Genomic DNA, 26,228 nt, shown 5'->3' with positions numbered 1-26,228 from the left:
CCCAACCGCTCCAGCCCTGCCCGACCTGAATAAATTCCGGAGTTCACATGGAACGTCAAACCCCCAACGAAGGCGCCGCCGCCCTGCGTCAACCCGGCAAACGCCCCTGGTATATCTACCTGATGGCGATCTGGGCCCTGATCGGCATCGGCGGCCCTCTGAGCCAGCTAGCGCGAAGGGTGTTCGCCGATGAGCCGCTGCTGTTGCAAGTCAGTTCGGTGCTGATCCTCGGCGGCGTACTGCTGCTGATCATCAACCTGATCAAGCTGAAACCGCAGTACATCGTGGCCTTTGGCGTGCTCTGCTGCCTGGAAGTGGGCCTGCAGCTGTTCGGCATCATCGACCGCCTGTACAGCGGCGACACCCTGGCCCACGCCGCGCTGCTGCTGATCTATCTGGTTCCGGCACTGGCCTTTGCCCTGCTGGCCCTGCGCACGAAACTGCTGAGCCGGGCCAGTGAGTACCGCCAATCGGTCGACCTGCAGAACCGAATCGCCTTTGCGATGAAACACAACAAACGCTGAACCTGCCGGCCTGGCGCCCAGTGGCGCCGGGCCGGATACCCGCTGCCCAATCGAGTCCCTTCATGTCCCGTCTGTACACCCTCTGTTCCTGGCTCTACCTGCCGCTGTGCTGGATCGCCGTGGCCGCGCCCCTGGCCAGCATGATCCATTGCAACCTGAACCTGATTGTGCCCCGGGAGGTCGGCGGCACCTTGTTCGGCGGCTCCATGGGCTTTGTGATGTACCTGGGCGGCTGGGCCCTCAGCGTCCTGGGCCTGGTGCTGGCGCTGCTGACCCGGGTGCCCGGCGCGCGTCTGGCCTGGATCGTCGCCGGGCTGGCGCAGTTGCTGCTGGGCCTGTGGTGGCGGATCAACTACCCGGATGATTTCGACGGCAACCTGCTCTTCAGCATCCAGCCCCGGGAGCTGGACTATGTGATGGTCTTCGGCTTCGCCCTGGTCTACAGCGGCGTCTACCTGTTGCGTCAGCAGCGGCTCAAGCCGCGTCCACCCGCCAATGGCAATCTGCTCACGCTGCGCACCCTGTGGGCCCTGGTGCTGGCGGCGACCTTCATGCTCCCACCGCTGCTGGCCATCACCCGCAAGCCACTGCCCTATTGCGCCTTCGACCGGGCCGGCAATCAGTTGAGCGTGTGCCTGGGCCCGGGCCCCCGGGTGATTGTCGACTGAACGGCCCCCTGACTTCATTCCTCCTTTTCTTGACCTTGATGAGTGTGCCCATGTCTCGCCTGTTTACCCTGTGGTTGTGGCTGTACCGCCCCCTGTGCTGGATCGTCGTCGCCCTCCCGCTGTCGGTGATGCTGTTGTGCGACGTGCAGATGATGCAACCGCGGGATGTCAGCGGCACGCTGTTCGGCGGGGGCATGGGTTTTCAGCTGTACCTGTTTGCCTGGGTGCTGTGCCTGATCGGCCTGGTCCTGGCCCTGCTGACCCGGATGCCCGGCGCGCGCCTGGCGTGGCTGCTGGCCGGGCTGGTGCCCTTGCTGCTGGGGGCCTGGTGGCGGCTCACCTACCCGGATGATGAAGATGGCAGCCGCTCCTTCAGCCCCCAGGACTGGGAACTGGACTACATGATGGGCATCGTGTGCCTGTTCGTTATCAGCGGCCTGTACTTCTACTGGCGCCGACGCCTCGTCTCACGGCCCGCCGCCACCAGCGCCGATGTGCTGTTTCTGCAGACCCTGTGGGCGCTGGTCCTGGCGGCGGCGTTCATCCTCCCGCCGCTGAGTTTCATCAAGCAGCAATCCCTGCCCCGCTGCGCGTTCAACAAGGCCGGGGCGCAATTGACCGTGTGCCTGAGCGATGATCCGAACGAGCAGGTCATTGTCGACTGACCCGGCGCTTGCAGCAGCCCGGACAGAAAAAAGCCCCGAACCGATCGGGGCTTTTTTTCTGCCGGCTGCTATCGATGCGGGGTGGCCGGTGATGCCCTGCGCACCGGCAAGGCGGCGGCGAAAGCCATGGCCTCTTCCCGGGTGCCGAAGCTGGCGAGCCGATCACCCGCCGTACAGACCTTCCAGGGGCCGTGGTTGACGCTCAATACCTGATAACCGTTGATCTGCAACTTGTTCAACAGTGGCGTACTCATGGACACCTCCTTTTTGTCAGCGTGCCTGGGGCTTGGCCGTTTTACCTTACACCCGCAGAACCATCCGGCGACGGCCGCATGTCGGCGCTCGGTCATTTCCTCAGGTTGGCCAGAGGGTCGTAGGCGCGCGAACGCTTGCGCTGATGCTCGGGTTCGGGCTGATCCAGGGGCGCCCTGGCCGGGCCCACCGGATCGACCTGGGGGTCGGCGAGGTCTGGTGAATCGGGGTCGAAACCCGGGTCGTGGTGATTCGAGGCGTGCTCGGACGAGCGCGGCCCCGTGGGGGTCTTGGCAGCCATGGTCAGCTCCTGTGCTAGCCCGCAAAAGGACGGGGACAGCCGTTGGATCGCGATCCGTTCCCTGGGTGCCGGCCAGCGGACCAATGGCCACCGGCAAATTGCATTGCACGGCGCAGCGTCGCAGGATGACGCCCTGATCCACAACCGCTGAAAAGGAAGTGCTGATGACGATTCGTGCCGTGGTTTTCGATTTTGGTGGCGTGCTGTTCGACTGGAGCCCGCACCACCTGTACCGCCAACTGATCCCCGACGACCAGCGTCGCCAGTGGTTTCTCGACACCGTCTGCACCCAGGCCTGGAACACCCAGCAGGACGCCGGCCGGCCCCTGGCCGAAGCGACCCGCAGCCTGGTGGCCGAGCATCCCGAGCATGCGCCGCTGATCGAAGCCTATTACGGGCGCTGGCCGGAGATGCTCAAGGGACCGCTGGAGGAAGGCGTGGCCCTGCTGGAGGATCTGCACCAGGCGCAGATGCCGCTGTTCGGGTTGACCAACTGGTCCCAGGAAACCTTTCCCTATGCCTGGGAGAATTACCCGTTTTTGCAGAAGTTTCGCGACATTGTGGTGTCGGGGCAGGAGCGGCAGATCAAGCCCGATGCCGAGATCTATCACACGGCCTTGGGGCGCATTCGTGCGCATTTGCCGGGGGTGGCGCCTGAGGAGTTGGTGTTCATTGATGATCATGCGCCGAACATCGTCGCGGCCAGAGCGTTGGGGTGGCGGGCGATTCATCACGTGGCCGCGGGGGAGACGCGGCGGCAGTTGGGGGAGTTGGGGGTGGTTTGAGTCCTGGGGCTTTTTTTGGGGAGGGGGACATATCCGTTGCTGCGGGAGTGGCGGCTGGTGGTTTCGCTTTTACAGCGGGTTTGGGTACATATCCGTTCTTGCGGGTGCGGCCGCTGGCGGTTCCGCTCTTACAGCGGGTTTGGGTACATAGCCGTTCTTGCGGGTGCGGCCGCTGGCGGTTCCGCTCTTACAGCGGGGGTGGGTACATATCCGTTCCTGCGGGGGCGGCCGCTGGCGGTTCCGCTCTTACAGCGGCTCACTTTTGAAAAGCGCAAAAGTAAGCAAAACGCTTCTGCCCCTCCACTCGGTGCCTCGCTTAGGCTCGGCATGCCCTCACTCCGGCATTGATCCGTGGGCCGCCGCCACCGGCCATCCATGGCCGGGTGGCGGCTAACCCGGCATCCCTGCCGGGTTACCCACGGCTCAATGCCTGCGTTCGGCCATCGTGGTTAACGGGGCGTTCAGATCAAGATCAAGATCAAGATCAAGATCAAAATCAACAGCAAGATCAAAATCTGACGGCGGCCTGCCGGCCGGCCTGTTTCATCGCCGTTCGCGTTACATGTAGCCGCTGCCGCAGGCTGCGACCGGCTCCGCAGGAGACGCTAAACCTGCCTCCCCGATATTCCTGACCTATCGCGCCGCCTGGTTTTGCGAGCGCGAGCGCTCGTTCGCAGCCTTCGGCAGCGGCTACAAGGAGCCGGCCTGCGCACCTTGGTTTTGGCTTTTGATCTTGATCTTGATCTTGATCTTCAGGCCCCTTCCCAGCCGGCCGAGCGTAGGCGTTGCGTAGGGGGCAGCTCGGCATGGATGCCGAGCTAGCCGCCACCCGGCCATGGATGGCCGGTTGGCGGCGGGCCCCCGGAGCAATGCCGGAGAGAGGGAACCCCGAGCCCTAGCGAGGGGCCCATGGAGGGGCAAGCGTTTTTTGGTTCCTTTTTTTGGCGTTTGAAAAAAAGGGACTCGCCGTAAGGGCGAAACCATAAGTGGCCACACCCGCAGCAACGGATATGTACTCCCCCCCCCGTCGTCATAAAGGCACAACCGTCAACGGCCGCCCCCGCAGGAACAAAACCACCCCCTCTATCGCCATCCGCAATCACCCCCACCCCTCCATATCGTCCCATGGAATACCCCAAAAATCCCCCCCTTACCCCCGTGAATCCACCTGTCGGAAACCCACAAAATCAATGTGCCATTACCCCGCCAATTCCCCCCGCGCTGCTTAACTGCAAAAGCTGCCAAGTACCGCAGCCCCCCCTAACCCCCAAGGAAGGCACACACCATGAGCCCCACCTCGCAACACACGGTTGTCCCCTACGGAGTGGCGATCCAGTCGGCCATCGCCGAAGGCCAGCTACCCCAGATGAAAGCCCTGCTGGCCAAGCGCGATCCGAAGCACGACGAGCCCAAGGATCTGAAAGCCGCCTACGAAAAACTGGCCAAGGAAGTCGCCCGCCTGGAACAGCACTAATCGCTGTTTCCCCGTCATTGAATGGAGGCAAAGCAAATGTCTGGTTCTATCTCCCAAGAAGGCCTGTTCCCCCTGAGCTACCGCATCGGTACCTCGCAACCCGGGGCCCCGACCCTGATTCTCAATCTGCTGGTCTACACCCCCGAGCACAGCGTGCGCGGCACTTCGTCCATCACTCAGGCGGTCAATCCGCCCCTGGACCTGCACAGCGATGTCTGGGGTCAGTACACCTACCTGACGGTCATGCCACCGAGCTCCAGCAAGATCCTCATCACCGCCCAGGGCAATCAGGGCGGACCCGGTTCCAACTCCATCATCAACTTCAAGCTGCATCTGGTGGTCAGCGATGACTGGAAGGAAGGCGTGGCCAACTACCAGTACTACAACGGACACAGCTGGGTAACGGTCAATCAGGTCCCCGCCCATCTGCAGGAACCCGTGCAGTCGAGCACCCTCTCGGCCCCCCGCCATGGCCAGCCCAACCGTCCGCTGCCGCCGATCTCGGCGCTGTACGCGGCGCCGATCCACGGCGCCATCGCCAGCGGCGACCTGGCGCAGATGAAGAGCCTGCACAAGGTGGCCACCCAGCAACTGGAGCAGTTGCCGTTGATCCGCACGGCGCTGGAGGCGGCCAAGGCCGAGATCAGCAAGCACGAGCGGCGCTGACTGGCGACCGTCCAGCGAACCTGATGTCTTCCACAAGATAAGGAGTTGCAGCATGACAATCGGACTGTTCCATACCCGCCTCATCGTCGCCAACCCTGTGATCGGAGGGCCGGTGCTGCCCCTCGATCTGCTGGTCAACACGCCGCAGAAGAAAGTCAGCGGCGTGGCCCGGGTGACTCAGAGCACCTCGCCACCGATGCACTTCCTCGCGGATGTCTGGGGCGACTACTCCCAGGTCAAACTGGACCCCTCCAGTGAAGGCCATATCATCCTCAACCTGACCGGCAACCCCAGCGGCCCTACCAGCCAGATTGCCGAAACCTTCCATCTGCAGGGCATTCTCGGCCTCGACTGGGCCAGCGGTTTCGCCAGTTATCGCTACCAGTACCAGGGCCATTGGCATGTGGTTCAGCATGCCGCCGTGAGCCAGGCGCCGGTGGATCAAGCGGCCAACGCCGATCTGGCGCCCAAGGACGATCAACGGCACCTGTATCCGCAGCCACTGTATGCCGTGGCGCTGCAACAGGCCCAGAGCAGCGGCGATCTGACGCGGCTCAAGGCGCTGGTGGCTCAGGGCGAGCAGCAACTGGCCAACAGTGACAACCTGAGCCAGGCAGTGCAGCAATTGCAGGCGGAAATCAGCCGCCTGGAACGTCGCTGAGTCCAGGCACCCGGGGCCGGCCGACACAGGTCGGCCCCAGGGTTGCGGTAAACCGATCGCGCCATTGCCGCACAAGGAAGGCGCGCCTATTTCGATGGGTTGGTGCCGCGCACCGCTGGGTGCGCAAGGATCTTTCATGTCAGACAGTCTCCCCGCCCGCTACCTCAGCGAAACCGACCTCAAGCGCTATGTGCCGGTGCACGTGGTCTGGGAAATCACCCTCGCCTGCGACCTCAAGTGCCTGCATTGCGGCTCCCGGGCCGGGCATCGGCGCCCCGGCGAATTGAACACCCAGGAATGCCTGTCGGTGATCGACTCCATCGCCGCCCTGGGCACTCGGGAAGTCACCCTGATCGGCGGCGAAGCCTATTTGCGCAAGGACTGGACGCGGCTGATCCAGGCCATCCACGACCACGGCATGTACGTGGCGATCCAGACCGGCGGACGCAACCTGACCCCCGCCAAGATGCAGGCCGCGGTGGACGCCGGGCTCAATGGCGTCGGCGTGTCCCTGGACGGCCTGGCGCCGCTGCACGACGCGGTGCGCAATGTACCCGGCTCGTTCGACAAGGCCCTGGACACCCTGCGCCGGGCCAAGCAGGCCGGGCTCAAGGTCAGCGTCAACACCCAGATCGGCGCCGCCACCCTGCCCGACCTGCCGGCCCTGATGGAACTGATCATCGACGCCGGTGCCAGCCACTGGCAGATCCAACTGACAGTGGCCATGGGCAACGCCGTGGATCACCCGGAGCTGCTGTTGCAACCCTATCAACTGCTGGAAGTGATGCCGCTGCTGGCCCGCTTGTATCGCGAAGGCGAAGAGCGCGGCTTGCTGATGAATGTGGGCAACAACATCGGCTACTACGGCCCCTACGAACACATGTGGCGCGGTTTTGGCGACGACCGCGTGCACTGGAGCGGCTGCGCCGCCGGGCAGACGGTGCTGGCCCTGGAAGCCGACGGCACGGTCAAGGGCTGTCCGTCCCTGGCCACCGTCGGATTCTCCGGCGGCAATGTGCGCAGCATGAGCCTGCACGACATCTGGCACTACAGCGAAGGCATGCACTTCGGCCGCCTGCGCTCGGTGGACGATCTGTGGGGCTACTGCCGCACCTGCTACTACAACGACGTGTGCCGCGGCGGCTGCACCTGGACCTCGCATTCGCTGCTGGGCAAGCCGGGGAACAACCCCTACTGCCATTACCGGACCCTGGACCTGCAGAAAAAAGGCCTGCGCGAGCGCATCGTCAAACTCGAAGACGCCGGCCCCGCCTCTTTTTCGGTGGGCCGCTTCGACCTGATCACCGAGCGCATCGACACCGGCGAGGCGGTCTCCAGCGTCAGCGACAGCGGTCAGGTGATCAAGCTGGCCTGGGCCAACCAGGGCCACGCCTCCCCCGAAGAAGGCCGCATCCCGCCGCGCCTGGCCCTGTGCCGCAGTTGCCTGGAGTACATCCACGCCCATGAAAGCACCTGCCCCCACTGCCACGCCGATGTCGCCGCAGCCGAGGCCCGGCACCAGCAAGACCGCCTGCGCCAGCAGGCGCTGATCAACACCCTGCACCAGTTGCTGGGCATGCCCCAGGAGCAACCGCGCCTGTAACCTGCGCCAGCCGCCACCGCGTCAACCCCAGGCGCGGCGGCGGTCATGGCGGCTCTGGCAAGCAGGGAACAGCCATCCAAAAAACTCCGGGCAAGGCCGGTAAGGGCTTTGCCATGGCAGTTCGTCCACAGGCCCGAGCGCCTGCGCGCCTGCGGTGCAAGTTTTTGCGCACTTCATCAAACAGCAGTCGCCACCCTGTACTAGGATACGAGGCGACCCTTTGTCGGTCAGCGCAAACAGGAGGTAAATCAAGCGCGACCCAAACTCGTTGTTATAAGGCAGTCCTTCCACACCTTCACATTCATGGATGAAATGATGAACTCACAAGTACTGTTTCCACATATTGGCAAGGTCATCGCCAGCACCGGCAGCCGCAGTTTCCCGCGCATGCTGCACGACCTGATACTCACCCAACTGGCTGTGGACGCCACTCACATCACCCAACTGCGCACCGCCCCGGAACAAGCCACTGGCAGAACCGGCAATACCCTGATGCAGAGCCGTCACCCGCTGTACAGCGATCTGCACGCCAGCAATGACCCGCTGCTGCACACAGGCTTTCCCGAGCAGCCCGACGAGCCCTGCGGCAGCCCGCCACTGCTGCGGCACCGGGGCAACGCGGACCCGGCGCAACTGCACCTGACCGGTCGCAAGGATTCGTACCACTTCGTGCTGTCGGTGTACCGCAGCAGCCAGGAGCAGAGCTTTTCCCCCCAGGAACGCCTGCTGCTGGAGGACATCTCGCCGCTGCTGCTGCCCATGGTGGAAAACCATATCAGCGCGCTGCAGCCGCGCAGCGACTCTGCCGAGCAGGACCGCGCCGCCATCGAGGGCCTGGCGACCGTGCGCCTGCGCTTTGCCGAGCGCCTGGAGCAGTCCGGGCTGCGCCTGTCCAACCGCGAGCTGGAAGTCTGTGTCGGGCTGCTGGCCGGGCGCACCGCACCGCAGTTGGCCGAGCAGCTCAAGCTCAAGGTCAATACCGTCGAAAGCTACTTGAAGCGCGCCGCCATCAAGCTCGGCATCAGTGGTCGCCACTCCCTGCTGCGCTGGATGTACTCGCCCCAGGCACAGGCGCCAGGCACCCGCGATGACGCGCCGGCCTGATCCGCCAATGGCCTTGACCCCGTAACCCCGCCCCGCCGGCCCCTGAGCCGGCGGTTCTGTCTGTGGGCCGCTCAATCCCGGGCCAGGGCCTCGATCGGGTCCAGCCGGGCGGCGTTGCGCGCCGGAACGAAGCCGAAGACGATGCCGATCAGGGTCGAACAGGCGAACGCGGTGACGATCGAGCCCATGGAAAACACCATTTCCCATTCCTTGATGAACAGGGTGAACAGGTAGCCGATGGCAAACGACAGGGCGATGCCGATGGCCCCGCCAATCAGGCAGACCATCACCGCCTCCACCAGGAACTGCTGGCGGATGTCCGACTGCCGCGCCCCCACCGCCATGCGAATGCCGATCTCCCGGGTACGTTCGGTGACCGACACCAGCATGATGTTCATCACCCCGATGCCGCCGACCACCAGGGAAATCACCGCGATCAGCGACAACAGCAAGGCCAGGGAGCGGCTGGTGCGCTGCACCGTCTGCATGATGCTGTCGAGGTTGTTGGTGAAGAAGTCCTTGGTGCCATGGCGCTGCTCCATGAGCTTCTTCACATGCTCCTCCACCACTTTGCTCGGCTGGCCGTCCTTGATCTTCACGCTGATGCTGTCCAGGTGGCGCTGGCCCAGCACCCGCCCCGCCGCCGTCTCGTAAGGCAGCCAGACGTTGAGCAGGTTGCTGGCGGCGAACATGTTCTTGTTCTCGGCCGTGACCCCGATCACCGTGCACGGCAGGTTGCCCACCAGGATCACCTGCCCCAGGGGGTCCACATCGGGACCGAACAGGCGGTTGCGCGTGTTGTGGTCGATCACCACCACCTGGGCCTGGCGCCGGGCATCGTTCTCGCTGAAGGCGATGCCCGCCGCCAGCTTGAGATCGCGAACCTTGAAGTACAGGTGGCTGACACCGTTGACCGTGGCATTGAGGTCGATGTTGCCGTAGCGCAGCAGCAGGCTGCGGCCCACCATCGGCGTGGCGCTGTCGACGTAGTACAGCTGGTTCAGGGCCGTCACGTCGGCGGGCATCAGGGTCTGGATTGCCGCCGCCCGGCTGTCGCCGAAACTGGCTCCGGGGAAGATGTCGATGGTGTTGCTGCCGATGGCCTGGATGTCCTTGAGCACGTAGCGCTTGGCCCCCTCGCCAATGGCCACGATGGACACCACCGAGGTGATGCCGATGACGATCCCGAGCATGGTCAGCAAGGTGCGCATGCGGTGCGAGACCAGCGCCACCCAGGCCATGACGAAGGCTTCCTTGAACAGCCCGAGGCTGGCCACCAGGCGTCGTGCTCCGCCCGGCCGGGTGCTCATCGGGGGTTGCGCCGGCTCCTCGTCCACCCCGCGCGCATTGACCCGGTCGCTGACGATCTCGCCGTCGCGCACTTCGATGATGCGCTCGGCGTTGGCCGCCACCTGAGGATCGTGGGTGACGATGATCACCGTATGCCCCAGGGCATGCAGTTCCTGGAGAATGCCCATCACCTCCTTGCCGCTGTGGCTGTCCAGGGCCCCGGTGGGTTCGTCGGCGAGGATCACTTCGCCGCCGTTCATCAGGGCCCGGGCGATGCTCACCCGCTGTTGCTGGCCGCCGGACAACTGATTGGGCCGGTTCGCCAGGTGCCCGGACAGCCCCAGGCGCGCCAGCAGCTCCCGGGCCCGGCCATGGCGCTTGACTTGCGGGGTGCCGGCGTAGATCGCCGGCATCTCGACGTTGTGCAGGGCACTCAAGTGCGGCAGCAAGTGATAACGCTGGAAGATGAAACCGAAATAGTCCCGGCGCAGCTCCGCCAGGGCCTGATCGTCCAGGTCGCGGGTTTCCTGGCCGTTGACCTTGTAGCTGCCGGCCGTGGCGTAGTCGAGGCAACCGAGGAGGTTCATCAGCGTCGACTTGCCCGAGCCCGAGGCCCCGGTGATCGCCACCATTTCCCCGGCCTGGATGCTCAGGTCGATGTGTTTCAGGGCCAGGAACTCCCGCTCCCCGGCGGTGAAGCTGCGGCTGATGCCCTTGAGCTCCAACAATGGCTGGGTCATGGTCAGGCCCCTGCCGTGCCGGGCAGCGGATCACCGATCACCACCTGGTCGCCCTCCGCCAGGCCGTCCTTGATCTGCACCTTGACGTTGTTGTTGATCCCGGTGCTGACGTTGCGCGACTGGGCATGGCCCTTGGCGTCCAGCACCCGCACCGCGAAGCGGCCATCGGCGTTGCGCGGCCCCAGGGCGGCCACCGGCACCATCAGCACATCCTTGGCGGTGTCGAGGACGATGCGCACCTGGGCGGTCATGGAGATGCGCAGTCGGTGGTCGGGGTTGGGCACGTCGAACAAGGCGTTGTAGAACACCGCGGTGTTCTGCTTGGGGGTGCCGGCGGTCTGGGTTTCGAGGAAGTTCTGCGGTGCCGGCTCAGTGCCCCGCAGCTTGGCGTAATAGCGCCTGTCGGCCTCACCGAGGATGGTGAAGTACACCTGCTGGCCGGGAGCGATATGGATCACGTCGGCCTCCGAGACCTGGGCCTTGACGGTCATGGTGTCCAGGTCCGCGAGTTTCAGCAGCACCGGCGCCAGCTGGTTGGCGATCACCGTCTGGCCTTCCTGGGTCACCACCCCCACCACATCGCCGTCAATCGGCGCGACGATGCGGGTGTAGGCCAGGTTGACCTTGGCGGTGTCGATCTGGATATGGGCGCTCTTGATCTGCGCGTCCAGGGACAGCAGGTTGGCACGCTGCACCTCGTAGTTGGACTCGGCGGTCTCGAAGTCCTGCTGGGAAATCGACGCGTCCGACTGCAGGTCGCGGTAACGCTCGTAGATGGCCTTGGTTTCCTTGAGCTGGGCCGCGGTGGCGCGGCGCTTGGCTTGCAGGTTTTCCTCGTCCACCTGGGCCTGGCGCAGGGTGTTCTGCAACACCAGGGGATCGATTTCCGCCAGCCACTGGCCCTTCTTCACCTTGTCCCCGACCTTGACCTTGAGCGACTTCAACTGCCCGGAAACCTGGGCCCCGACGTCCACCTGCTTGATGCCCTCCAGCAGGCCCGAGGCCAGGACCGCGTTCTCGATGTCTCCCCGCTCGACCCGGGCGGTCAGGTACTGCGGCGGCTCTGCCGGCGCCCGCACCGTATAGAAAATCAATCCGGCCACAACCACCAGCAACAGCCCCATACCGATTTTGCGAAACTTCGACTTTTCCATAGATGACCACAAGTGCGTTGAGGGCGGGCTCCACCGGCCAGCGGCGAGCCCCCTTACAGAACACCGTGCTGCCGTAGTGAGCGGTGTTCCAGATGAATGAAAGTCTGTCAGCCAGCGGCGGGCACCCGGCCCGCCGCCGCATCCAGGCTCATGACACAGCCTCCCCCTGGGGCAGCGCCAGCCCGTCACGCCACCAGGCCGCCAGATGCTGGACGTGGGGTGCCTTGAGCAGGCTGAAGTGGTTGCCCGGGCCCTGCCACAGCCCCAGCTCCGTCACCTGCCCACGCCAGCCCTGGACCATCGCCTCCTGCTCACGCAGGTTGCCGGCGGCGTCCAGGCGCGGATCGTCCGCCAGCACCAGGCGCACCGGTCCCCGGTAAGGGCGTTGCGGCTGGTAGCGGGTGCGCAGGGCGCTGGCGAAGGTTCGCGCCGGCCCCTGCATCGCCCGAGGATCGGCACGCTGGGACAGCAGGCCGACCCGGACCATGCCGGCATGCAGCAGGTGCATCTGCATGGCGTCGTCCTCGGCGGCAAACAGCTGCGGATCGATGCCCAGGCTCTGGCCGCACGCCAGTTGCATGGACTCGATCAGCCGCAACAGCGCGGCCGTGCTGGTGTAGGGCCGCCCCACCACGCCGTGGCCGTCCGGGGCCTCGCTGTCGATCAGGGTCAGGGACGCCACTTCGCGCCCCGCGGCCTGCAGGGCCCCGGCCATTTCGAAGGCAACCCAGCCGCCGAAGGAGTGGCCGATCACGTGCAACGGCCCTTGGGGGTACTCCTGCTCGATGGCTTGCAGGTAGTAGCGCGCCGCCGCCTCCACCCGGGTGTGGGGCTCGCCCTGGCCATCCAGGCCCCGGGGCTGCAGGCCGAAGATCGGCCAGTCCGGCCCCAGGGCTTCGGTCAGGCCGATAAAGCCGGTAACGCTGTCGCCGGCCCCCGGTACACAGAAGATCGGCGTCTGCCCGCAGCGCCCGCTCTGAATCCGCAGCAACGGCTGGTGGGACGTTGCTCCGGTGCTGGCAGCGACCCCGGCCTGCTCGATGGCCTGGCTCATGGCCTGGCCCAGTTCATGGATATGCGGCGCCTTCATCATGCTCAGGTGATCCCCGGGCACGCTGATGCAGTGCAGGCATGGCCCCGGCAGCACCTCGCCCCAGCCCAGGGTCGGGCTGCGCCGGGACAATGCACTGGGCCGCTGGGCGGCGCAGAACAGGTGCACCGGCACACTGATCGGCTGCAGGCGGTAATGGGCCAGTGCATGGCCGTGAGCCACCTCACGGTCCAGGTAATGCCCCAGCGTCTCGGGCGCCGCGCTTGCCAGTTGCTCGAACAGCAGACCCTGTTCCCGGCAGCGCTGCAGCAGCTCGGGGAAGTCCAGGCGGTCCAGGGCCTGGCGCAGCTGTTCGACGAGCGCCAGCGGTTGCACGCCCGCCGGGCCCTGGGCGCTCCAGTAGGCACTGCACTGCAACAGCAGGTGCTGCTTGCGGGGATCGCTTGCGGACCAGCGCGCCTTGCCCTGGTCGGTCAGGCGCGGCACGTAGCTGTCGATCAAGCCGAGGAACGCCACCTGCTGATCCTGCCCCAGCAACTGCTGGGCGATCTCATAGGCCAGCACCCCACCGAAAGACCAGCCCGCCAGGCGATACGGCCCTTCGGGCTGGACCCGGCGCATGACCTCCAGCAAGCGGGTGGCCAGGCACTCCAGGGTGCGCAACTGCGGCTGGCCGAGGGCCACGCCCGGCAGGCCATAGATGGGGAAATCCCCTTCCAGGTGCTGCCCCAGCGCCGGGAAGTAGGCATCCAGGCCGGTGAACTCATGCACCAGGAACAGCGCCGGGCCACTGCCGCTGCGCACCGTGACCCACTCGGGGGCCTGTGGCGGGGTCGCCGGGCGCGCCTCCAGCAAACGCGCCATGGCGGCCACGCTGGGGTGCTGGAACAACTGCGCCAGGCTCACGTCGAGCCCGGCCTGTTGCAGGCGGTTGACCAACTGGATCGCCAGCAGCGAATGCCCGCCGTGTTCGAAGAAATGCTCGTGGCGCCCCACTTGCTGCTGTTTCAGCACCTGCGCCCAATGGGCCGCCAGGGTCTGCTCCAGGGGCGTCTGCGCCGCTTCAAAACAGGCGGTGACCTGCGCCGCAGGGGTCGGCGCCGGCAGCGCGTTGCGGTCCAGCTTGCCGTTGTTGGTCAGGGGCAGTGCCGGCAGACGCACGTAAGCCTGAGGCACCATGTACTCCGGCAGTTGCGCCAGCAGGTGGTTGCGCAAGGCTTCGACGGCCGGCTCCGGCGCCTGTGGCTGCAGGGTGTAGTAGGCCACCAGGCGCAAGTCCCCGGGCGCCTCCTCGCGCACCAGTACCACGCCATCGCGCAGTCCGGGGAAGCTCGCCAGCCGCACCTCGATTTCCCCCGGTTCGATACGAAAGCCACGGATCTTCACCTGCTGGTCGTTGCGCCCCAGGTACTCCAGCAGGCCGTTCTCCTGCCAGCGCCCCAGGTCGCCGGTGCGGTACATCAGGGGTTCGGAGCCAGGGTTGGCGGCCTCGCTGCAGAAGGGATCGGGGAGGAACTTCTCGGCGCTCAGTTCAGGCCGATTCAAGTAGCCATTGGCCACGCCCTGGCCGCCGATGTAGATCTCCCCCACCACACCGATGGGCAGCGGCTGGCCCTGGGCATCGAGGATGTACACGCAGGTGTTGGACAGCGGCCGGCCGATGGGCACGCTGTCGGCGTCGGCCGCCAGTGCCTCGGGCTCATGGGTCACGGCAAAGGTGGTGGTTTCCGTCGGTCCGTAGCCATTGACCAGACGCAGGCCGGGCACCTCGGCCTGCATCCGCCGGAAGGCCACCGGGTCGGCCCGTTCACCGCCGCACAGGAGCATGCGCAGGCCGCTGAACGCCTGGGGCATCAGTTGCACGTACTGGTTGAACAGGCTGGTGGTGAGAAACAGCAGCGTGGCTCCCGCGGCCTTCAGCAACTCGGCGAAGGCCTCGGGGTCCAGCAGCGTCTGCTGGTCCACCACCACGACCCGGCCGCCGTTGAGCAAGGGCCCCCAGACGTCCAGGGTGCTGGCGTCGAAGGCCGGGTTGGAGGCAAAGGCCACCCGGTCCCCGGGGTTGAAATCGGCGTAGCCGTTGTTGATCACCAACCGGGTGATGGCCCGGTGCGGCACCAGTACGCCCTTGGGCACGCCCGTGGAGCCTGAGGTGTACATGATGTAGGCCACCGCCTCGGAGGACTGGGCCAGGGCCGGGTTGTGCCCCGGCAGCCGGTCCAGGCGCAGGCGATCCAGGTCCACCCGCAGTAACTGCGCCCCCGGCAGCGCCCCCTCCAGGGCCTGCGCCGAGTGCGCCAGCAGCACCCTGGCGCCGCTGTCCTGGAGCATGAACACCTGGCGTTCGGCGGGGGCGTTGATGTCCAGCGGCACGTAGGCCGCGCCGCACTTGCTGGCCGCCAACTGCGCCAGCAAAAGATCCAGGGAGCGTGGCAACAGCAGCGCCACCCTGTCCCCGGGCTGCACCCCCAGCCCCAGCAAGTGATGGGCCAGCTGATTGGCCCGGGTATTGAGCCGGGCGTAGCTGAGCACTTGCTCGCCATGGACCGCCGCCACCTGCTGGGGACGGGCCTGCACCTGTTCCTCGAAACGCTGATCCAGGGTCTGCTGGCGTGGATAGTCGCGGGCGGTGGCGTTGAAGTTCACCAGCACCTGCTGGCGCTCGGCAGCCGGCAACACCGGCACTTGGCCGATGGCCAGATCGGGCGTCTGCTCCAGGGCCTGCAACAGGTTGTCCAGGGCCTCGTGCAGGTAGTGGCAAATGCGCTGGGCATCGATGCCCGCCACCACGGTGGTGAGCATGAAGCCATCCCCCAGGTCGTCGATGCTCAGGGTCAGGGGGTAGTTGCTGCGCTCCTGGGCATTGAGCAACTGCATGCCCTCCCAGGCAGCGTTGGCTTGCCCAGGCAGCCCGGTCGACGGCGCGCTGTGGCGGTAGTTGAGCAGGCTGCTGAACAGCGGCGTACCCGCCTCCACCGCGCTGCAACGCTGCACCAGGGCCAGGGGCGCCTGTTCATGGCCCAGCAGTTGCGCCAGGCGTTCATGGGTGGCCAGCAGCGCATGGCGCACCGGCAGGTCCCCCAGGTCCACCCGCAGCGGCAAGGTGTTGATGAACACCCCCAGGGCCCGTTCGGCACCCTCGCCGCCCTGCATCCGTCCCAGCAGCACGGTGCCGAACACCACCTGCTGCTGGTTGGCCAGGCAGCCCAGGACCCGGCCCCAGGCCAGGTGCATCAGGCTCGCAGCGCTGACCCCCAGTTGCCGCGCCTGCAAGCGCAGGCGCCGGCTCAGCAGACGGTCCAAGGGTTGGCGTGCCTCGTTGAGCGGCGCGCTGGCGCCTTGCACGTCCTGCAAGCCCAGGGGCAGGGTCGGTTGCCGGATATCGCCGAGCATCTCGCGGAAGAAGGCTTCATGTTCGGCCTCACCGATGCCCAGTCGGGCCTGGGCCACGTAGTTGCGATAGGGCACGGGGTCACCCAGCCGTTGCTGCTGGCCAAGGAGGAAGGCCTGCAGTTCATGCTGCAGCACTTCCAGGGCCACGTGGTCCATCACCAGGTGATGGAACAGCAACAGCGCCACCAGCCGCTGGTTGACCGGGTCCCGGGCGTAGACCAGGCGCAACAGCGGCGCCCGGGCAATGTCCAGGCGATAGCGCGTACTGTCGAAGCGCGCCTGCAACTGGCCGAGGATGTCGCCCTGGCCCGGGTCAAGGACGATTTCCTCGCCCTCCAGGGGCGCCTGGCGCCAGACCACTTGCAGCGGCTCGTCCAGCCCTTCCCAGAGCACGGCGCTGCGCAGGATGTCGTTGCGTTCGATCACCCCCTGCAAGGCTCGGACGAAGGTCTGCAAGCGCTGGGCCGTGTCGAAGGCAAACTGCGCCTGCAACACATAGGGATCGCCCCGGCCGGCGGCCAGATGGTGAAACAGGATGCCGGCCTGCAACGGCGCCAGGGGGTAGATGTCCTGGACGTTGGCGGTGCCGCCCGGCACCGTGGCCACCACCCGGTCAATGGCCGCCTGATCCAGCGTCAGCAACGGCAGCAGCTCGGGGGTGATGCGCGGGCAGTCGCGGTAGATCAGGTTGTCCGGCACCTGCACTTCACGGCCACGCCCCACGGCGGCGGCCAGGGCCGCCAGGGTCGGCTGGCCGAACAGCACCCGCACATCCGCCGAGAGCCCGGCCCGACGCATGCGGCCGATCAGGCTCACCGCCAGCAACGAATGCCCGCCCAGTTCGAAGAAGTGATCCTGGCGCCCCACCCGCTCGACATTGAGCAGCTCGGCCCAGAGCCCGGCCAGGAGGATCTCCACCTCGCCTACCGGCGCCTCGTACTCGCGCACGCTGGCTGCCGCCAGCCCCGGGGCCGGCAGCTCCTTGCGCGCCAACTTGCCGTTGGGGCTCAAGGGCAGCGCCTCCAGGTGCACGAACAAGGCCGGCACCATGTAATCCGGCAGGTGTTCCAGCAACGCCTGGCGCAGCTGTTCCACTGCCAGGGCCGGACGCCCGGCGGCGCAGGTGTAGTAGGCCACCAGACGCAGGTCCCCGGGCACGTCTTCCCGGGCCAGGACCACCGCTTCCTTGACCCCGTCCAGCTGGGTCAGGCGGGCCTGGATTTCCCCCAGTTCGATGCGCAGGCCGCGGATCTTCACCTGATCGTCGTTGCGCCCCAGGTACTCGATAGCGCCGTCGGCCCGATAGCGACCCAGGTCGCCGGTGCGGTAAATGCGCGCCCCGGGGGCCTCGCTGAACGGGTCCTTAAGGAAGCGCTCGGCGGTCAGCTCATCTCGATTGAGGTATCCCCGGGCCACCTGCACCCCGCCGATGTACAACTCGCCCACCACTCCCCGAGGCACCGGTTGCATGTGCCCGTCCAGCAGGTAGATGCGGGTGTTGGCAATGGGCTTGCCGATGGGGGTGTTGTCCGGGGTCTCGGCCAAAGGGCCGGCGCAATCCCAGGCGGTGACGTCCACCGCCGCTTCGGTGGGGCCATAGAGGTTGTACAGCCCGACCTGGGGCAACTGCTGCTTGAAGCGCCGTACCAGGCTGCCCGGCAGGGCCTCGCCGCTGCACATCACCTGACGCAGGCCGCTGCAATCCCGGGTATCGCCATAGGCCAGGAACGCATCCAGCATCGACGGCACAAAGTGCAGGGTGCTGATGCCCTCATCGCGGATCACCTGACGCAGGTAGGCCGGGTCCTTGTGCCCTTCGGGGCGGGCCATTACCAGCCGTGCGCCGGTGAACAGCGGCCAGAAGAACTCCCAGACCGAAACGTCGAAGCTGAAGGGGGTCTTCTGCAGCACCGCGTCATCGGCGCTCAGAGCATATTGTTCCTGCATCCACAGCAGGCGGTTGACCACCGCCCGGTGCTCGTTCATCGCGCCCTTGGGCTGGCCGGTGGAACCGGAGGTGTAGATCACATAGGCCAGGTGCCCGGGGGTCAGCCCGTTGACCCGGGGATTGACCCGGGGCTGGCGCGCCCAGAGTGGCTGGTCCAGGTCCACCCGGGGCACGGTCGGGCGGCCCGGCAGTGCCCGGGTGGCACCCTGCACCAGCAGCGCCTGGGGCGCGCTGTCCTCAAGCATGTAGGCGATGCGTTCTGCGGGGTACGCCGGGTCGATGGGCACGTAGGCGCCGCCGGCCTTGAGGATCGCCAGCAGGCCGATGACCATTTCCAGCCCGCGTTCGACACAGATCGCCACCCGACTGTCCGGCCCCACCCCCAGTTGCAGCAGGTGCCCGGCCAACTGGTTGGCCCGCTGGTTGAGCTGGCGATAGCTCAAGCGCTGCTCACCGGCCTGCACCGCCAGTGCCTCGGGGGTGCGCAGTACCTGGGCCTCGAACAAGCCGTGCAGGGTCTGCTCCAGGGGGTAGTCGCGGGCGGTGGCGTTGACGCCGTGCAGCAGTTGCCGACGTTCGGCGGCGTCCAGCAGCGGCACCTGCTCCAGCAGCATCTGGTCGTCCGCCACCATGGCCTGCAACACCCGCTGCAGGTAACCGACATACCGCCTCATGGTCGACCCATCGAACAGCGCCGTGGCGTACTCCAGGCTGCCTTCGATCCGGTCCTGCACCTCCCCCAGGCTCAGGGACAGGTCGAACTTGGCGAAGTGGCTGGCCTCGTGAATGGCTTCCAGGCGCAGGTCCCCCAGCACCAGTTGCGGCCCGTCGCCGTTCTGCCAGGTCAGCAGGGTCTGGAACAGCGGGCTGTGGGACAGGCTGCGCACCGGACGCAGGATTTCCACCACCTGTTCGAACGGCAGGTGCTGATGGGCCTGGGCCTCCAGGGTCCGGGCCTTGACCTGGGCCAGCAAGGCCTCCACCCGTGGCGCGGCGCCCAGGTCCAGGCGCAGGGCCAGGGTGTTGACGAACAGGCCGATCAGCCCTTCGACTTCGGCGCGCATGCGGTTGGCCACCGGGGTGCCGATCACCACGTCGGCCTGCCCGGACAGCCGCCCCAGCAGCAGCCCCCAGGCCGCCATCAGGGTCATGTACAAGGTGGTGCCATGGCGCTGGCTCAAGGCTCGCAGCCCGGCCGTCAGGGCAGCATCGAGGCGGACTTCGACGCTGCTGCCGGCGTAGTCCTGGCGGGCCGGCCGTGGTCGGTCGCCGGGCAGCATCAGCAAGGGCGGCGCGCCCTCCAGGGCCTGGCGCCAGTACTGCGCCTGCTGCTCCAGCACCGCGCCGCTGAGCCAGCGCCGCTGCCAGTGGGCGAAGTCGCTGTACTGCACCGCCAAGGGCGGCAGCGGATCGGGCAGGCCGCGGCTGAAGGCGGCGTACAGCGCCACCAGTTCCCGGGTCAGCACGCCCATGGACCAGCCATCGCTGACGATATGGTGCAGGGTCAGCAGCAACACGTGATGATCATCCGCCAGGCTGATCAGGCGCCCACGGATCAGCGGCCCGCGCTGCAGGTCGAAGGGCGCCGAGGCTTCTCCTTGCACCAGGGCCTGCAAGGCTTTGTCGGCCTGAGGATGGCCCCGCAGGTTTTCCAGCAGCAGGCCCAGGCCCGCCTCCACGGGCGCGATCAGCACCTCGGCTTCATCAGCGTACTGGGCAAAGCGGCTGCGCAGGGTTTCATGGCGCGCGACGATACGCTCCAGGGCCCGTTGCAGGGCATCGCCATCCAACTGCCCGCGCAAGCGCAGGCCAATGGGAATGTTGTAGGCGGTGTTGGCCCCCTCCATCTGCGCCAGGAACCACAGGCGCTGCTGGGCGAAGGACAAGGGCAACGGCTGATTGCGCGGCGCCGGCAGCAGGTCCGGCAGGCTGCTGCGCTCGGCCTGTTCCAGGGCCTGGGCCACGGCGCTGAGCCGGGCATTGGCGAACAGCTCGGCCAGGGCCAGCTCCACCCCCAGGCGCTGGCGCACCTGGGACAGCATGCGCATGGCCAGCAGCGAATGCCCGCCCAGTTCGAAGAAGTGGTCGTGGCGTCCCACCTGCTGCACCTGCAGCAGCTCGCTCCAGATCTCGGCCAGGGCGATCTCGCTGGCGCCCTGGGGAGCCACGTAGTCCTGGGTCAGCAGCGCATCGAGCTCAGGCCGGGGCAGCGCCCGCCGATCCAGCTTGCCGTTGGCGGTCAACGGCAGCGCCTCCAGGCCCACGTAGGCCGCCGGCACCATGTACTCGGGCAAGAGCCCGAGCAATTGGCTGCGCAACGCCGCCGGGGTCACTGCCACGGCGCCGGTCGCGGTGAAATAGGCCACCAGGCGGGTCTGTCCCGGTCGATCCTCCCGGGCCAGCACCAGCGCTTCCTTGATCCCGGGCAGCCGCTTGAGGCAGCTCTCGATCTCCCCCAGTTCGATGCGCACGCCACGGATCTTCACCTGGTCATCGTTGCGCCCCAGGTACTCGATGCGCCCGTCCGCCCGCCAGCGAGCCAGATCGCCGCTGCGGTACATGCGTGCCCCGGGCTGGTCGCTGAAAGGATCGTCGAGGAAACGCTCGGCCGTCAGTGCGTGGCGATTGAAGTAGCCCCGGGCCACCCCGGCGCCGCCCACATAGAGTTCACCGGCCACGCCGATGGGCACCGGCCGCTGCAACTCATCGAGCAGATAGATCCGCGCGTTGGCGATGGGTCGGCCGATGTCCAGGGGCCCGCCGGCTTCCATCAGCCCGGAAGTCGCCACCACCGTGGCTTCGGTGGGGCCGTAGTTGTTGATCACGGCAAAACTCTGCGGCTGGCTGAACTGCCGCAGGCGGTCGCCACCGATCAGCAGGGTGCGCAGCGTCGGATGCCCGAGCGACTGGCTGAAGGCGTATTCCGCCACGGGCGTGGGCAGGAAGCTCAGGTCCAGAGGCTGGGCGCGCCACCACTGCAGCAGTTGGTCGAGGTCCTGGTGGCCGATGCTGGCCGGCGGCAGGTGCAGGGTGGCGCCTGCGCACAGGGTCGGCCAGAACTCCCAGGCCATGGCATCGAAGCTCAGGCCGGCGACACAGGAAGCATGGCGCCCCGGGCCCAGGTCGAACGCCTGGCAGTGCCAGTCCACCAGGTTCTCCAGGGTGGCGTGTGCCACCATCACCCCCTTGGGCAATCCGCTGGAACCGGAGGTGTAGATCACATAGGCCAGATGCTCGCTGCACAGCCCGGGCACCTGGGGGTTGGCCAAGGACTGCTGCTGCCAGTCCGGCTGCTGCAGATCGATCACCGCAACCGGCGGATCGCCCACCAGGGCGCGGGTTGCCCCCTGCACCAGCACGGCCAGCGGTGCGCTGTCCTGCAACAGGTAGGCGATACGCTCCGGCGGATGGCTCGGATCGATGGGCACATAGGCGCCACCGGCCTTGACGATTGCCAGCAGACCGACGGCCAGCTCCAGGCCTCGCGGTGCACAGATCGCCACCCGGCTATCCGGGCCCACCCCCAGCCCGCGCAGATGGTGGGCCAGCTGATTGGCCCGGGTATTCAACTGCTGGTAGCTCAGGCTCTGCTCACCGGCCTGCAGCGCCGTGGCGTCGGCTTGCTGCCTGGCATGTACCTCCAAGCGCTGGTGCAGGGTCATGCCCTTGGGGTAGTCCTGCGTACTGGCGTTGAAGACCTCCAGCAGTTGTCGACGCTCGCCCTCCTCCAGCAGTTGCACCTGGGCCAGCCGTTGCTGATCGTCTGCCACCATGGCCTGCAGTACCTGCACCAGGTAGCCGACGTAACGCTGCACGGTCGCTGCATCGAACAAGGCGCTGGCGTAGTCCAGGGCGCCACGGATCTGCCCCTGGCTTTCTCCCAGGCTCAGGGTCAGGTCGAACTTGGCCACCTGAGTGGCCCCGGCCACGCCTTCGAGCGTCAGCTCATCGAGCACCAGGTCCTGGGTGAAATCGTCGAGCCAGGTCAGCACCACCTGGAACAGCGGGCTGTGGGACAGGCTGCGCTGGGGCCGGACGATCTCCACCACCTGCTCGAAGGGCAGGTCCTGGTGGGCCTGGGCGGCGAAGCTGCGGGCGCGGACCTGGGCCAGCAAGGCGGCAACGCTCTGCTCGGCGTCCAGGTCCAGGCGCAGGGCCAGGGTGTTGACGAACAGGCCGATCAGCCCTTCCACCTCGGCGCGCATGCGGTTGGCCACCGGAATGCCGATCAGCAGATCGGTCTGTCCCGAGAGGCGCCCCAACAGCAAGCCCCAGGCCGCCAGCAGGGTCGTGTACAGGGTGCAGCCATGGCGCTGGCTGAGGCGCTTGAGCTGGGCGCTCAGCGGCCCATCGAGGAGGATCTCGACGCTGCCACCGCTGAAGTCCTGGTGCGGCGGCCGTGGCCGGTCGTAGGGCAGCGTCAGCAAGGTCGGGGCATCGGCCAGGGTCTGGCGCCAGTAGTCGCCCTGCTGCTGCAGCACCTCGCCACTGAGCCAGCGGCGCTGCCACAGGGCAAAGTCGCTGTACTGCACCGCCAGCGGCGGCAGCGGGTCCGGGCGGCCCTGGCTGAAGGCTTGGTACAGGGCCACCAGTTCCCGGGTCAGCACCCCCATGGACCAGCCGTCGGCGACGATGTGGTGCAGGGTCAGCAGCAGCACATGATGATCGTCCGCCAGGGCCAGCAAGCGCCCGCGGATCACTGGCCCGCGTTCCAGGTCGAAGGCCTGGGCCGCCTCGGCCCGTACCCGTTCGGCCAGGTTCCGGGGCGCGTCCCGCAGGTCTTCGAAGCCCAGTTCCAGGGCCTCTTCGATGGCACCGATCAGCACCTGAGGTTGGTCTTCCCCCAGGACAAAGCGGCTGCGCAAGGTGGCGTGCCGAGCGACGATGGCCTGCAGCGCCTGTTGCAGCGCCGGGCGATCCAGGCGCCCGCGCAGGCCCAGGCCGATGGGAATGTTGTAGGCACTGCCGGCGCCGTCCATCTGCGCCAGGAACCACAGGCGTTGCTGGGCAAAGGACAGTGGCAGGTCATGGTCCTGGGACGCCGGGAAGATCTCCGGCAACTGGCTGCGTCCGGCCCGGTCGAGCACCGCCGCCACCGCGCAGAGTTCGGCATTGGCGAACAGCTCGCCCAGGGCCAGCTCCACCCCCAGGCGCTGACGCACCTGGGACACCATGCGCATGGCCAGCAGGGAGTGGCCGCCCAGTTCGAAAAAGTGGTCGTGGCGCCCGACTCGCGGCAAGTGCAGCACTTCTTGCCAGATATCCGCCAGGGTGGTTTCGGTGGGTCCCCGGGGGGCCTGGTACTCGCGGCTGATCAAGGCCGCCTGATCCGGCGCCGGCAGCGCCATGCGGTCCAGCTTGCCGTTGGCGGTCAGGGGCAAGGCATCGAGCTGCACATAGGCCACCGGCACCATGGAGTCCGGCAGTTGCGCCAGCAAGTGGGCCCGCAGGTCCGCCACCGACAGCGCAGCAGCCCCCTCGTGCGCAGTGAAGTAGGCCACCAACCGCGGGTTGCCCGGCTGGTCTTCGCGGACCAGCACCACCGCTTCCTTGATCCCGGGGAACGGGTTGAGGCGGCTCTCGATTTCCCCCAGTTCGATGCGCACGCCACGGATTTTCACCTGGTCGTCATTGCGCCCCAGGTACTCGATACGCCCGTCCGCCAACCAGCGGGCCAGGTCACCGCTGCGGTACATGCGCGCCCCGGGCCGGTCGCTGAAGGGATCGTCGAGGAAACGCTCGGCCGTCAGCGCATCGCGATTGAGGTAACCCCGGGCCACCCCGGCGCCGCCCACATAGAGTTCGCCGGCCACGCCGATGGGCACCGGCCGCTGCAACTCATCGAGCAGGTAGATCCGCGCGTTGGCGATGGGCCGGCCGATGTCCAGGGAGCCGCCCGCCGCTATCGGGCCGGACGTTGCCACCACCGTGGCTTCGGTGGGGCCGTAGTTGTTGATCAGGGCGAAGGGCTGCGGATGGCTGAACTGGCGCAGGCGGTCGCCGCCGATCAACAGGGTGCGCAGGGTCGGATGTTGCAGTTCCTGGCTGAAGGCGTACTCGGCCACCGGGGTCGGCAGGAAGCTCACGTCCAGGGGCTGGGCACGCCACCAGGCGAGCAAGGCATCCACGTCCTCGCTACCCTCTTGGGCCGGTGCCAGGTGCAGGGTGGCGCCGACGCACAAGGCCGGCCAGACCTCCCAGGCCATGGCGTCGAAGCCGAACCCGGCAAGGCTCGACGTGTGGCTGCCGGCGTGCAGGTCGAAGGCCTGGCAGTGCCAGTCCACCAGGTTGCACAGGGTCTGGTGTTCCACCATCACGCCCTTGGGCAGGCCGGTGGAGCCGGAGGTGTAGATCACATAGGCCAGATGGGCCGGGGTCAGCCCGGTCAGGTCAAGGTTGTCCTGGGCCGGGTCCTGCCAGAGACCTTGATCGAGCTCGATCACCGGCACCGCCACAGGCGGCAAGCGCCCCAGCAGATCGGCCTGGGTCAGCACTGCCCGCGGGCCGCTGTCCTGCAACAGGTAGCCCAGGCGCTCGGCGGGATGGGCCGGATCGATCGGCACATAGCAGGCCCCGGACTTGAGGATGGCCAGCAAGCCCACCAGGGTCTCCAGGCCGCGCCGGGCGACGATGGCCACGCGGTCGTCGGGCTGCACGCCCAGCTCGCGCAATTGCCGGGCCAGCCCATTGGCCTGCCGGTTGAGCTGGACGTAACTCAGGGCCCGGCCCTGGTACCAGGCGGCCACCGCTTCAGGGGTACGGGCCGCCTGGGCCTGGATGCGCTCATGGATGGTCTGGCCCCGGGGGTAATCCACGGCGCTGTGGTTGAAGCCTTCGAGCAACTGCTGGCGCAGGTCCCGGGACAGGATCGGCAGTTGTGCCAGGGCCAGCCCGGGCGTCTGTTCCAGGGCCTGGGCCAGGTGTTCCAGGGTGCACAGCAGGTAGTCGAGGATCGGTCGCGGATCGACCTGGGTGCTGGCTAGCAAGGTCAGGCCGAAGCCCGCGCCGAGGTCGTCGACACTCAGGGTCAGGGGGTAGTTGGTGCGCTCCTCGGAGTGCAGGGTGCTGATCCCGGCCCAGGCGGCCTGGGCCTCGGTACTGACGGCGGCGCCGCTGTGGCGGTAGTTGAGCAAGGCACTGAACAGCGGGGTCGGCGCGCTCACGCCGCTGCAGCGCTGGGCCAGGGCCAGGGCCGCGTGTTCATGGCGCAGCAAGGTGGTCAGGCGCGCATGGGTGGCCTTGAGGGCCTCATCCAGGGGGCGTTCGTCCACATCCAGGCGAAACGGCAAGGTGTTGATGAAGATCCCCAGGGCCCGGTCGGTGGCCTCGGCCCCCTGCATGCGCCCCATCAGCACCGTGCCGAACACCACCTTGCGCTTGCCCGCCAGGGTCGCCAGCACCCGGCCCCAGGCCAGGTGGAACAGGCTCGCGGCGCTGACCCCGGCCTGCCGCGCCCGGGCCCGCAGGTGCTGGCTCAACGGCTCCGGCAGGATCAGGCTGGCTTCCTCGATGGCTCGCCCATCGCCCTGCACATCCTGCAGGCCGAACGCCAGGGTCGGTTCGTCGATATCGCCGAGCATCTGCCGGAAGAAGGCTTCGTGCTCCTCTTCACGGGTGCCCAGCCGGGCCTGGGCCACGTAGTTGCGAAACGCCAGGGCCGGCCCCAGGCGCTCGCCCTGGCCCATGAGCAACGCCTGCATTTCATGGCGCACCACATCCAGGGCGCTGTGATCCAGGGCCATGTGATGGAACAGCAGCATGGCGACAATGCGCTGCCCGGCGGCGTCCCAGGCATGCACCAGGCGCAGCATCGGCGCCTGGCTGATGTCCAGGCGAAAGTGGCGGGCGTCGAAACGGCCATGCAACTGGGCCATGACGTCGCCCGCGCCCGGGTCGGTCTCGACCTCCTGGAGCACCAGCGCGGCTTCGCGCCAGACCACCTGCATCGG

At 67.1% G+C, this 26,228-nt stretch carries 14 protein-coding genes (1 of these 14 cut by a window edge); 9 read left to right on the top strand and 5 right to left on the bottom strand.

Annotated elements, in window-relative coordinates; translation table 11 throughout:
• The first annotated feature begins 47 nt into the window (after positions 1-47).
• From Q8O96_RS02645 to Q8O96_RS02635, 3 genes are all read left to right on the top strand, one after another.
• Positions 48-524 carry a hypothetical protein gene (locus tag Q8O96_RS02645; protein WP_060838465.1) on the top strand — a complete coding sequence of 159 codons (477 nt, stop codon included), beginning with the start codon at positions 48-50 and terminating at the stop codon, positions 522-524.
• 62 nt (positions 525-586) lie between these two features.
• Positions 587-1,192: a hypothetical protein gene (locus tag Q8O96_RS02640; RefSeq protein WP_305948293.1), complete on the top strand. Its 606-nt coding sequence runs from the start codon at positions 587-589 to the stop codon at positions 1,190-1,192.
• Positions 1,193-1,242: 50 nt separating this feature from the next.
• Complete coding sequence (locus tag Q8O96_RS02635; RefSeq protein ID WP_305948292.1) at positions 1,243-1,857, top strand: hypothetical protein; 615 nt, start codon at positions 1,243-1,245, stop codon at positions 1,855-1,857.
• Between the two features lie 68 nt (positions 1,858-1,925).
• On the opposite strand, the gene Q8O96_RS02630 is transcribed toward Q8O96_RS02635, so the two are convergent.
• Positions 1,926-2,111, bottom strand: a complete 186-nt coding sequence (locus Q8O96_RS02630; RefSeq protein WP_060838462.1) for a hypothetical protein — start codon at positions 2,109-2,111, stop codon at positions 1,926-1,928.
• Between the two features lie 92 nt (positions 2,112-2,203).
• Positions 2,204-2,410, bottom strand: a complete 207-nt coding sequence (locus tag Q8O96_RS02625; RefSeq protein ID WP_162884127.1) for a DUF6021 family protein — start codon at positions 2,408-2,410, stop codon at positions 2,204-2,206.
• A 164-nt stretch (positions 2,411-2,574) separates the two neighbouring features.
• Here Q8O96_RS02625 and Q8O96_RS02620 point away from each other — a divergent pair, with 164 nt between their 5' ends.
• From Q8O96_RS02620 to Q8O96_RS02595, 6 genes are all read left to right on the top strand, one after another.
• Positions 2,575-3,195 carry an HAD family phosphatase gene (locus tag Q8O96_RS02620; protein WP_102861848.1) on the top strand — a complete coding sequence of 207 codons (621 nt, stop codon included), beginning with the start codon at positions 2,575-2,577 and terminating at the stop codon, positions 3,193-3,195.
• 1,285 nt (positions 3,196-4,480) lie between these two features.
• Complete coding sequence (locus Q8O96_RS02615; protein WP_102863589.1) at positions 4,481-4,669, top strand: DUF1843 domain-containing protein; 189 nt, start codon at positions 4,481-4,483, stop codon at positions 4,667-4,669.
• A gap of 36 nt (positions 4,670-4,705) precedes the next feature.
• Positions 4,706-5,335: a DUF1842 domain-containing protein gene (locus tag Q8O96_RS02610; protein WP_207167364.1), complete on the top strand. Its 630-nt coding sequence runs from the start codon at positions 4,706-4,708 to the stop codon at positions 5,333-5,335.
• Between the two features lie 52 nt (positions 5,336-5,387).
• Complete coding sequence (locus Q8O96_RS02605; RefSeq protein WP_305948291.1) at positions 5,388-5,996, top strand: DUF1842 domain-containing protein; 609 nt, start codon at positions 5,388-5,390, stop codon at positions 5,994-5,996.
• Positions 5,997-6,132: 136 nt separating this feature from the next.
• Entirely contained in the window at positions 6,133-7,599 is a 1,467-nt protein-coding gene (locus tag Q8O96_RS02600; protein ID WP_102863592.1) for a GDL motif peptide-associated radical SAM/SPASM maturase, read from the top strand.
• A 315-nt stretch (positions 7,600-7,914) separates the two neighbouring features.
• On the top strand, positions 7,915-8,703 hold the full coding sequence (locus Q8O96_RS02595) for a helix-turn-helix transcriptional regulator (protein WP_102882413.1): 789 nt from the start codon (positions 7,915-7,917) through the stop codon (positions 8,701-8,703).
• A gap of 71 nt (positions 8,704-8,774) precedes the next feature.
• On the opposite strand, the gene Q8O96_RS02590 is transcribed toward Q8O96_RS02595, so the two are convergent.
• The 3 genes from Q8O96_RS02590 to Q8O96_RS02580 all read right to left on the bottom strand — a co-directional run.
• Positions 8,775-10,733 carry a MacB family efflux pump subunit gene (locus Q8O96_RS02590; RefSeq protein WP_115582006.1) on the bottom strand — a complete coding sequence of 653 codons (1,959 nt, stop codon included), beginning with the start codon at positions 10,731-10,733 and terminating at the stop codon, positions 8,775-8,777.
• Between the two features lie 2 nt (positions 10,734-10,735).
• Positions 10,736-11,887: a macrolide transporter subunit MacA gene (macA, locus tag Q8O96_RS02585; protein WP_102863595.1), complete on the bottom strand. Its 1,152-nt coding sequence runs from the start codon at positions 11,885-11,887 to the stop codon at positions 10,736-10,738.
• A 148-nt stretch (positions 11,888-12,035) separates the two neighbouring features.
• Positions 12,036-26,228 carry the 3' portion of a non-ribosomal peptide synthetase gene (locus Q8O96_RS02580; RefSeq protein WP_305948290.1) on the bottom strand. 531 nt of this gene lie beyond the right edge of the window, so only the last 14,193 of its 14,724 coding nucleotides appear in the window; the start codon falls outside the window, past its right edge — the gene reads right to left on this strand; its stop codon occupies positions 12,036-12,038.

Origin of the sequence: Pseudomonas sp. LPH60 (assembly GCF_030718165.1) — a bacterium.
Lineage (GTDB): Bacteria > Pseudomonadota > Gammaproteobacteria > Pseudomonadales > Pseudomonadaceae > Aquipseudomonas > Aquipseudomonas danubii.
This window is presented reverse-complemented; position numbering and strand designations above follow the sequence as displayed.